This is a genomic window from uncultured Anaerococcus sp. (assembly GCF_937934665.1).
Classification (GTDB): domain Bacteria; phylum Bacillota; class Clostridia; order Tissierellales; family Peptoniphilaceae; genus Anaerococcus.
This window is the reverse complement of the sequence record NZ_CALGYW010000060.1, coordinates 1-9,951: the sequence shown is the minus strand read 5'-3', so window position 1 is coordinate 9,951 and position 9,951 is coordinate 1. Positions and strand designations below refer to the sequence as shown.

The 9,951-nt window shown below is 36.0% G+C and carries 11 protein-coding genes; 9 read left to right on the top strand and 2 right to left on the bottom strand.

The genetic code is table 11. The annotated features are described in order from the left end of the window. The 9 genes from Q0410_RS03240 to Q0410_RS03200 form a co-directional block, all read left to right on the top strand. On the top strand, nt 1–648 hold a 648-nt coding region (locus Q0410_RS03240), incomplete at its 5' end, for an HD domain-containing protein (RefSeq protein WP_299032778.1). 52 nt (nt 649–700) lie between these two features. Beyond that, nucleotides 701–2,059: a trigger factor gene (gene tig, locus Q0410_RS03235; RefSeq protein WP_299032776.1), complete on the top strand. Its 1,359-nt coding sequence runs from the start codon at nt 701–703 to the stop codon at nt 2,057–2,059. Nucleotides 2,060–2,101: 42 nt separating this feature from the next. After that, nucleotides 2,102–2,698, top strand: a complete 597-nt coding sequence (gene clpP, locus Q0410_RS03230) for an ATP-dependent Clp endopeptidase proteolytic subunit ClpP (protein WP_299032774.1) — start codon at nt 2,102–2,104, stop codon at nt 2,696–2,698. Nucleotides 2,699–2,700: 2 nt separating this feature from the next. Further along, nucleotides 2,701–3,915 carry an ATP-dependent Clp protease ATP-binding subunit ClpX gene (gene clpX / locus Q0410_RS03225; RefSeq protein ID WP_299032772.1) on the top strand — a complete coding sequence of 405 codons (1,215 nt, stop codon included), beginning with the start codon at nt 2,701–2,703 and terminating at the stop codon, nt 3,913–3,915. 51 nt (nt 3,916–3,966) lie between these two features. After that, nucleotides 3,967–6,297, top strand: coding sequence for an endopeptidase La (gene lon, locus Q0410_RS03220; protein ID WP_299032770.1), 2,331 nt, complete (start codon nt 3,967–3,969; stop codon nt 6,295–6,297). After that, complete coding sequence (gene yihA / locus Q0410_RS03215; protein ID WP_299032768.1) at nt 6,294–6,881, top strand: ribosome biogenesis GTP-binding protein YihA/YsxC; 588 nt, start codon at nt 6,294–6,296, stop codon at nt 6,879–6,881. Before lon ends, yihA begins: the two co-directional genes overlap by 4 nt. 85 nt (nt 6,882–6,966) lie before the next feature. Beyond that, on the top strand, nt 6,967–7,467 hold the full coding sequence (locus tag Q0410_RS03210; RefSeq protein WP_299032766.1) for a hypothetical protein: 501 nt from the start codon (nt 6,967–6,969) through the stop codon (nt 7,465–7,467). Between the two features lie 62 nt (nt 7,468–7,529). After that, nucleotides 7,530–7,865, top strand: coding sequence for a hypothetical protein (locus Q0410_RS03205; protein ID WP_299032765.1), 336 nt, complete (start codon nt 7,530–7,532; stop codon nt 7,863–7,865). Nucleotides 7,866–7,962: 97 nt separating this feature from the next. Then, complete coding sequence (locus Q0410_RS03200) at nt 7,963–8,238, top strand: hypothetical protein (protein WP_299032764.1); 276 nt, start codon at nt 7,963–7,965, stop codon at nt 8,236–8,238. Nucleotides 8,239–8,377: 139 nt separating this feature from the next. Here Q0410_RS03200 and Q0410_RS03195 read toward each other — a convergent pair whose 3' ends face one another. After that, nucleotides 8,378–9,364: a hypothetical protein gene (locus tag Q0410_RS03195; protein ID WP_299032762.1), complete on the bottom strand. Its 987-nt coding sequence runs from the start codon at nt 9,362–9,364 to the stop codon at nt 8,378–8,380. Next, on the bottom strand, nt 9,348–9,872 hold the full coding sequence (locus Q0410_RS03190; RefSeq protein ID WP_299032760.1) for a sigma-70 family RNA polymerase sigma factor: 525 nt from the start codon (nt 9,870–9,872) through the stop codon (nt 9,348–9,350). The genes Q0410_RS03195 and Q0410_RS03190 overlap by 17 nt, the downstream gene beginning before the upstream one ends. Nucleotides 9,873–9,951 lie beyond the last annotated feature (79 nt).

Below are 9,951 nucleotides of genomic sequence, written 5' to 3'. Positions count from 1 at the left end.
GCCATGGTTGGTTTTAACCAACATTCGCCCCACCATTACCTAGACTGTTTTGACCATAGTCTTAAGGCCCTAGACTCGACAAAAAGAGACTTACCAACAAGGCTTGCCGCTCTTTTTCATGATACAGGTAAGCCCTCTACTTTTTTTCTAGATGAAGACGGTAAGGGTAGGTTTTTTGGCCACCAAAAAATTTCTCAAAAGCTCGCAGAAAAAAGGCTTAAATATTTAAAATATCCTAAAAAGCTTATAACAGATGTAAGCATTTTAGTATCTCGCCATATGGACGCGTCTAATACCTATACAGAAAAATCTGTGGCAAGGCTTTTAAGAAGAATTGGAGAAGAAAATTTAAGAAGATTATTTGACCTACAAGGGGCAGATATCCTTGCTACAGTCCATACAGATATATCAAATATAGAAAATGCTAGGGCTTTATTAAAAGAGATTTTAGAAAGAAAACCACCCCTTTCAAGAAAAGACCTTGCCATAGATGGTAGTGATTTAATAAAGCTTGGCTATAAGGAAGGCCCCCTTATAGGAAAGATTTTAAATGAAATTGAAAGAGCAGTCTTTGATGAAAATTTAACAAATAATAGGGATATTTTGCTTACCCTAGCTAGAAATCTAGGAGAAAAGCTTGATAGGTAGACTTATGAGTAGTATATTATTTCAATGAGTAGAAAAGTACACGGAGGAAGAAATGACAGAATTAAAATCACACGAAAATAATATAGCGAAGTTTGAATTTGACGTCGCTTATGATGACTTTAAAAAAGCAACTGACACAGTATATAAGAGAAATAAAAAGAGATATAGAATAGACGGTTTTAGACCAGGACACGTTCCAAGAAGAGTTCTTGAGAAAATGTATGGTCCAGAAATCTTCTATGATGATGCTATCCAAATAGTATTCCCTGAGCCATATGAAAAGGCAGTGGAAGAATTAGGTCTTGAAGTAATCGACCAACCATCTGTTGACCTTGACGATATCGAAGAAGGTAAGGACATCACTTTCAAGGTAGAAGTAGAAACAAAACCACACCCAGTTCTTGGTAACTACGACGAGCTTGTGATAGAAGAAGTTTCAGAAGAAGTAACTGACGAAGATATAAAATCAGAACTTGACAGACAACTTGAAGAAAACGCAAGACTTGTTGAAATTACAGACAGACCTGTAAAGGCAGACGATAAGGTAAATATCGACTTTGACGGCTACCTTGATGGAGAAAGATTTGAAGGCGGAAAAGCAGAAGATTATGACCTTGTAATCGGTTCAAACACCTTTATTACTGGCTTTGAAGATCAAATAATAGGTCATGAAGTAGGCGATAAGTTTGACGTAAACGTAACCTTCCCAGAAGATTACCAAGCTCAAGAATTCCAAGGTAAAGACGCTAAATTTGTTGTTGAACTTAATTCTATCACAGAAAAACAACTTCCAGAACTTGACGACGAATTCGCCAAAGATATTTCAGAATATGACACTCTAGAAGAGCTTAAAGATAATCTAAGAGAAAAACTAGCTGACGATAAAAAAGAATATGCTCAAAATATGAGAGAAAACCAAGCAGTAGAAGCTCTAGTAGAAAAATCTGAAGTTTCAGCTCCAGCAAGCATGGTAAATAGAGAAATTGACTACGAATTACAAAATCTTGACCAAAGACTTCAAGGCATGGGACTTACCCTAAGCCAATATATCGAGCTTACAGGAATGGATATCAACCAAATCCGTGACCAATACAGAGCTCAAGCAGAAGCTAGAGTTAAAGCTAACCTTGTAATCGATGAAGTAGCTAATAAAGAAAATATCGAAGTAAGTGACGAAGAAAAAGAAAAAGAACTACAAGAAACTGCTAAAAACTACGGCATAGATGATCTTGAAAAATTCAAAGAAATCTTTGCTAAAAACGTATCAGATGATACCCTAGTAGAAAACATCAAGAGAAGAAAAGCTGTAGAACTTCTTGCATCAAAAGCAAAGGCTCTTCCTCACGAAGAATATCACAAATTTGTAGAAGAAAACTCAAATGAAGAATCTGAAGAGGTTAAAGAAGACTAAAATACGGCAGTTTCCAAGGGGATTTCCCAGAAAGGAGACACAGTGTTAGCTAAAAATTATTTAGTACCAACTGTTGTTGAACAGACAAATAGAGGCGAAAGAGCCTACGATATATATTCAAGACTTCTTAAAGATAGGATAATCTTCCTATCTGGAGAAGTGCGTGATGAAGTAAGCGATATAATAATTGCCCAACTACTTTTCTTAGAAAGCGAAGATCCAAATAAGGATATCCACTTTTATATCAACTCTCCAGGTGGAGTTGTAACAAGTGGTCTTGCAATCTATGACACAATGAACTATATAAAACCAGATGTATCTACAATATGTATTGGCCAGGCAGCATCAATGGGAGCTGTGTTGTTATCATCAGGAGCCAAGGGTAAGAGATTTTCCCTACCAAACTCCAATATAATGATCCACCAACCATCAGGCGGAGCCCAAGGTCAAGCATCAGATATAGTTATCCAAGCTGAACAAATTCTAAAGATAAAATCAAACCTAAATAGGATTTTATCAGAAAATACAGGCAAGGACCTAGAAATTATAGAAAGAGATACAGACAGAGACTTTTCCATGTCAGCAGAAGAGGCCCTAAAATACGGCCTAATAGATAAAGTTATAGAAAGTAATAAGTAAAAATGGCTAATAAGGAAAAAAGTACGGTAAGATGTTCTTTTTGTGGTAAGGATGCAAGCCAGGTAAAAAGGATAATAGCAGGAGCAGATGGTTATATCTGTAACGAATGCGTTGAGCTTTGCTCTGAGATTATCAAGGAAGATAAGGGACTTGTCGAAGGTTTTGACTTTGATTTTGACCTATCTAAACCAAAGGACATCAAGGCCTACCTAGATAATTATGTCATAGGCCAAGAAGATGCCAAAAAAACCCTATCTGTGGCAGTCTATAACCACTACAAAAGAATCACCAGCAATGAAGAAGATTCAGATGTTGAATTACAAAAATCAAATATTTTAATGCTTGGACCAACAGGATCAGGTAAGACTCTCCTTGCTCAAACTCTTGCCAGAAAGCTTAATGTTCCATTTGCCATTGCAGATGCTACAAGCCTTACTGAAGCAGGATATGTGGGTGAGGATGTAGAAAATATAATCCTAAAATTAGTCCAAGCAGCTGACTATGACATTGAAGCAGCAGAACTTGGTATAATCTATGTTGATGAGATAGATAAGATAACTAGAAAGAGTGAAAACCCATCTATAACTCGTGATGTAAGCGGGGAAGGTGTCCAACAAGCCCTTCTAAAACTTATAGAGGGAACTGAGGCCAATGTACCACCCCAAGGTGGTAGAAAACACCCATCTCAAGAATATATCAGGGTAGATACAACAAATATTTTATTTATCCTAGGTGGGGCCTTTGAAGGCATAGGAGATATCATAAACCAAAGACAAATGGATAAGACCATTGGTTTTGGGGCAGATATTACAAAAAGACAAACAACAGACCTATCCATGGTAAATACCGAAGACTTATTAAAGTTTGGTCTAATACCAGAGTTTATAGGTAGGGTTCCAATTATAGTTAGTCTTGATGCCTTAGACGAAGATGCTCTTGTAAAGATTTTAAAGGAGCCTAAAAACTCCCTAATCAAACAATACCAAAAGCTTTTTGATCTAGATGATGTAAAGCTAAGCTTTGACGATGATGCCATAGCTGAGATTGCAAAAAAAGCCTATGATCAAAAAACAGGGGCCAGGGGTCTTAGGACAATTATTGAAAATCTTCTCTTAGATGTGATGTATGAAATCCCATCCAGAGATGAAATCAAAGAAGTAATTGTGACAAAAGAATCTATCGATGACCATAGTAAATTAAAATACGTGAAGAAATAATTGTAAAAGGGGAATGCAAGTCATTTCCCTTTTTATAACGAAAGAGGAAAAATGAAAGAAGTATATAAGATAAGTGAGGTAAATTTACCCCTAATCCCACTGAGGGGCTACTGGGTAATGCCTACTACTATGCTCAATTTTGACTCATCAAGATCTATATCAAAAAACGCTGTAGAAAACGCCAAGCTAAATAACGAAGAACTTTTTTTGGTAAACCAGCTTGATATCTTTGATGACAATCCAAAAGAAGACGGCCTCTACGAGGTAGGTATAGTAGCTGAAATCAAGGAAACCTTCCCCCTTCCTAATGGAGACATAAGGGTATTTGTCCAGGCTACAGGTCTTGGCAAGGTCAAAAAACTCCATGTAGCTGAAGGTTTCTTAAGGTGTGAGATTGAAAAATATGAATATATAGAAGAAAATGAAGAAAAAACAGACGAGCTTGAAGCTCTAAGAAAGCTTTTAGTAAAAGATTTTAGGTCTTATGCCAATATAAACGATGACATCATGGATGAGATCGCCTACGGTATGACAGAACTTGAAAACTACCACAGGCTAGTAGACCTAATCTGCTACCACCTAGACCTTGCTCCAAAGGAATATTATGAAGTTCTTTCTAGCTTTGATGCTAAGGAGAGGATGGAGCTTGTTCATAGGATAATAAATAAAGAAATAGAACTAAAAAACCTAGGTGCAGAAATAGAAAAAGAAGTCACCGAAAACATCAACCAATCCCAAAAGGAATACTACCTAAGGGAAAAGATGGATGTTCTAAAAAAAGAGCTTGCCTCAACTACAGGCCAGGGTGAAAATGAGGTTGACGAACTTAGGAAAAAGATAAAAAAGATTAAGTTTGATAAAGAATCGAGAAAATCTTTAGAAAAAGACCTTGATAGGCTAGATACCATACCAGAAATGAGCCCAGACTACGGGGTTATTTCTTCCTACCTTGACTTTGTAGTGGGCCTTCCATGGAATAAAAAATCTAAGGAAAGTCTTGATATCAAGAAAGCTACAGAAATTTTAGACGAAGACCACTACGGCCTAAAAGACGTTAAGGAAAGGATCTTAGAATCAATAGGAGTTAAGATAAAAAATAAAACTGTAAAGGGATCTATAATTTGCCTTGTTGGACCTCCAGGAGTGGGCAAGACTTCCATAGCCAAATCTGTTGCCCGTGCCCTAAATCGTGAATTTGTATCAATGAGACTGGGTGGAGTGACTGATGAATCAGAAATTAGAGGCCACAGGAGAACCTATGTTGGAGCCATGGCAGGTAGGGTGATTGCAAATATCAACCGCATAGGAGTCAAGAACCCAGTATTTCTATTAGATGAGATTGATAAACTAGGATCAGATTTTAGGGGAGACCCATCATCTGCTTTACTTGAAGTCCTTGACCCAGAGCAAAATGATAAATTTATCGACAGATACCTCGATATACCCTTTGACCTATCAGATGTATTTTTCCTAACCACAGCAAATGATATCAACGCCATTCCAGATGCCCTTTTTGATAGGCTAGAAGTAATAGAATTATCAGGTTATACTCCAAGTGAGAAATTAAATATAGCTAAGAAATACCTAGTAAGAAAGCAAATGGCCGATGCCGGCCTAAGCAAAGATGAGTTTTCTATATCAGATAATGTCTTAGAAAAAATCATCAAGTCCTATACCAGAGAAGCAGGTGTAAGAGAGCTTGAAAGGCTAATAGGTAAGATTTGTCGTAGGTCAGTAAAGGAAATCCTTGAAGGTAAGAAGACCGTAAGAGTAACCATGCAAAATTACTCAAAATACCTAGGCCGCGAGAAATTTATTGACGACCACATTTCAAAAGAGGAAAAAATCGGTGTTGTAAATGGCCTTGCCTGGACTTCTGTTGGCGGGACTATGCTAACTGTAGAAGCAAATGTTATGGAAGGTAAGGGTAATGTCGAATTTACAGGATCTCTTGGAGATGTCATGAAAGAATCTGGCCAAGCTGCCATAGTCTATATCAGATCAAATGCTGACAAGCTTGGAATTAAAGATAAGTTCTACGAAGATAAGGACATCCACGTTCACGTTCCAGAAGGGGCAACCCCAAAAGACGGACCATCTGCAGGTATAACAATGACAACCGCCATCACTTCAGCCCTAACAGGCAGAAAGGTTAAAAACAACCTAGCTATGACAGGTGAAGTCACAATTACAGGTGATGTTCTTGCAATTGGCGGACTTAAGGAAAAGGCCCTCGCAGCCTACGCCTACGGAATCAAAAACGTGATTATACCAAAGGATAACGAGAGAGATACAGAAGATATTGACAAGGAAATCAGGGACAAGATAAACTTTATCCCTGTTTCAAACGTATCTGAAGTCATAGAAAGAGCCCTCATATGAAAATTAAAAAAATAGAACTCGAGCAGGTAGCAGGTTTTAAGTCTCAGTGGCCAAATGATAATCTTGATGAAATCGCCTTTGTAGGCAGGTCCAATGTCGGCAAGTCTTCCTTTATAAATTCATTTTCTAATAGGAAGGCCCTCGCTAAAACAAGCTCAAAACCAGGCAAAACTAGGACTATCAATTTCTACAGGGTAAATGATAGCTTTAGGCTGGTAGATTTGCCTGGCTACGGCTTTGCAAAAGTATCTAAGGCAGAAAAGGCTAAATGGGATAAGCTTATTAACGAATACCTCCACGATAGGGAAAACCTCAAGGAAGTATTTCTTATAGTAGATATTCGCCACGAGCCAACAGCCCTAGATAAGCAAATGTATGATTGGATTATTGATTCGGGTTTCATGGGCTTTGTAATTGCAACAAAGTATGATAAAATCAAAAAAAGCCAAATCCAACAACACATAAATCTTATCAAAAAGAAATTAGAAATAGAAGACGAAGGTCTAATCTTCGCATATTCCTCAGAGACAAAACACAACAAAGACGTCCTAGAAGAGCAGGTTGAAGTTATAATAGAAATATAGATATTGCTAAGAAATATTTCAATTTATTTGATTAAATTAATACCTTGTGTTATACTAGAATAATTATAGAAATAGGAGGTTGTTTATGTTGAAAAAGTTTATTGCCTTAATGATTGTTGCTTGTTTATTTGGCAACATCAATGTATATGCTTATGGAAGTGAGAGTACAAATTCTGAGGCAGATTATATTTATAACACGTCTTCTGATCGTGAGATTATTGTGGATAAAGATGAAAATGGTGACCCAGTTATTACTATTATAAATAAGTCGTATAACCCTAATTCAAAAGACAAAGAAAATGAAAACATAATAAACTTTTTGAGTAGAGATAATAGGCCTAAATTTTATACTTACCCTACATGGAAACCGTGGAGAAATATTGGCTCTATTAGTGTAGAGACGGGAGGAAGGATTCTTGAATTTGCATTACTTAACTCTTTGGGTGCTACTATAGGAATGTTCACTAATATAAGCGCAAAACTTGTAAGTGCGCTTGTCAATCTTGGTAGTATAACTGGAGTTGCTGATGGTTATCAAGCGGCAAAAAGTTTAGACAAAAATGGTGATGGGCGCCTTACATTATAAACTAGAGTAAAGTCAGATATATACGGTAATATTCAAAGATCTGAACATAGAATAAGGTAAATATGTTAATTTTAGATAATATTAAAGATTATTTTGATAATCATATCTGGATTTTTAACCTTTTGGCCCTGTTAATAACTTGCCTTTTATATTATCTTGTTTATGACAGGTTCTTAGATAGGGTTAAGGCTAGTAATTTTTTCAAAGATAGGATTATCTCCTACTACATCTTTGAATTTATAGTCTTTACTATGACATATTGTGTTCTAAAACTATGCCTAACAACTAAAGACCTACCAAGCTTAAAAGATATGATTTTTGCCCTCATAGTCTACTTATCTTTAAATAGGTCTGAAATTAAGGATCATATAAAAAAGAGGAAGACTAAAGAAAACTGATAAAGCTATAAAGATTTTATAAATTGGAGGAGAGGATCCTCCTTTTTTTATGGAAAAACTGGGTATAAATATAAAAAAGGAAAAAGAGAGGAAAAAGATGGCAAGGAATCTTTCTAACAAAGAAAAGCGAATTTATTTAGGCTTTCTAATAGGGATGTGGGTTTTGATTATGGCTTCAGTTTATACCATAAAAGTCTATCAAAGCTGGTATTTCTTTGCGATTTTTCTAATCTGGTCCTTAATTTTTTTCCTCTATCAAAAACATCTTGGTATCAGACTTGATAGAAAAATAGGAACTTATCTAGGAAACCTTCCCAAAAAAGATACTTACATGTATTACCTAGCGACATTTTTAAATGCCATAGCTATATAGTATCGCTATAAGCCATGATATTAGATTTATAGTCCTAGTAGGTCTAGCATCAGCAATTTTATTTTATGAATCATACAAGATGGTCGAAAGTGAACTTTAAAAAGCAGGTGATTTTCTCACCTACTTTTTTGAAGTTGATTTATTTGGCAGAAAGAGTAAATTCTGCGATTTTTTCGTAGTTATCGTTAGTTAATTTGCCTGAGGATTCATTTAATTTTGCTCCTAATAGGGTAAATTTTATTTCTCTACCATCTTTTATTTCATCTAGGCTTAGGTCTGAGAATGTTGAATTGTATTTGAAGGTTGACACTCCATCAGAGACTGTTCTTAGGTCTAGGGAGACTTCTTTGCCTTCTTGGTCAACACCTTTGATTTGATAATCATAGTTTGAATCTAATCCTTCAATTACAGCTGTCATAGCTATTGGGTTTATTTTCATTAATTTGATGTTTCCACCGTTTTCTAATTTGTAATTTTTTGCTAATACTTTATTGTCTTTATTTACTATATTAGAGCTTGCTTTGATGGAGACAATTTCATTTGAAAAGCCACTCCCAATGTATAGGTCAATATCTGCCTGGTCTAGTTCTGGGAAAGTCTTGTCGAATGTTGTCATAGATTCAGAAACAAAGGCCTTGCCGTCATCTGACATTCCTTTTGAACCTCCTGCTCCCCAAGCCTTGTAAGTCTCACCGTTTATCACAACTTTGTAGATACTAGGTGTTTCACTTGATTCTTCAATACTTCTTCCCTTTGGATCCATTAGAATAGTTGAGTAGACCTTGTCATCTTCGATTACAAGATTTTCAAGAATAATAGATTCGTCACCTATTTCTATTGGTTTGTGAAGCTCTGTTACATACTTGTAGGATTCTGGACTTGCTCCTATTGTTTCCATCATTGAAACTTTCATATCTGTGAAGGCCTTAGAAACCTCTGCCCTTACAGGAGGCATTGTAAGTCCTGCCACAAGAAGGAGGGCTGCTGCAACTGCTATATATTTTTTCTTTGATTTTTTCTTGTAGGATTTTGCTGTCATATATAATTTCTCCTTTTCTATATCATTTAATTTAAATTCGTCAGTTTCAAAGTCTAGGTCATTTATCTTATCATAAACATCTTTCATCTCGAATTTCCTTTCTTATTTTCTTCTTGCCCCTAGCCACCCTGTTGTAGAGAGCTGGCTTTGATAGGTTGTAGATTTTTGCCAGGTCATCGTAGGAGTAGCCTTCTATAAATAATTTCCTAAAAATTTCTCGGTCCTTTTCGTCTAGGACCTTTAGAATCTCATCTGTTTCGTCTAAGTAAATTTCAGCTTCGTCCTCTATATAATTTTCTACTTCATCGAAATCCACACTTTTGTGCCTGATTTCTTTTCTAAGGGCATCTATGGCCTTATATCTTGCTACACCTGCGCACCAGTTCTTAAAGCTTGATCTTTTAGGATCAAAGGAATCTATATTATCCCAAACAGCTAGGACGCTGTCATTTAGGACTTCCATTCTTATATTTTCGTTGAAGGTTAATACCTTATAAATAGATGCCTTCATAACTGGGCCGTAGGTGTCGATAAAAATCTTTAAGGCTTTTTCATTTCTTTTTTTGATGCCCTTTATTATTTTTTCTTCACGCATCTTAGCCTCCTTCACCTATATATTCGTATCGAGTCTTTGTTTTCTATCAAAAATTATAATATTTTTCTAATAATAATTA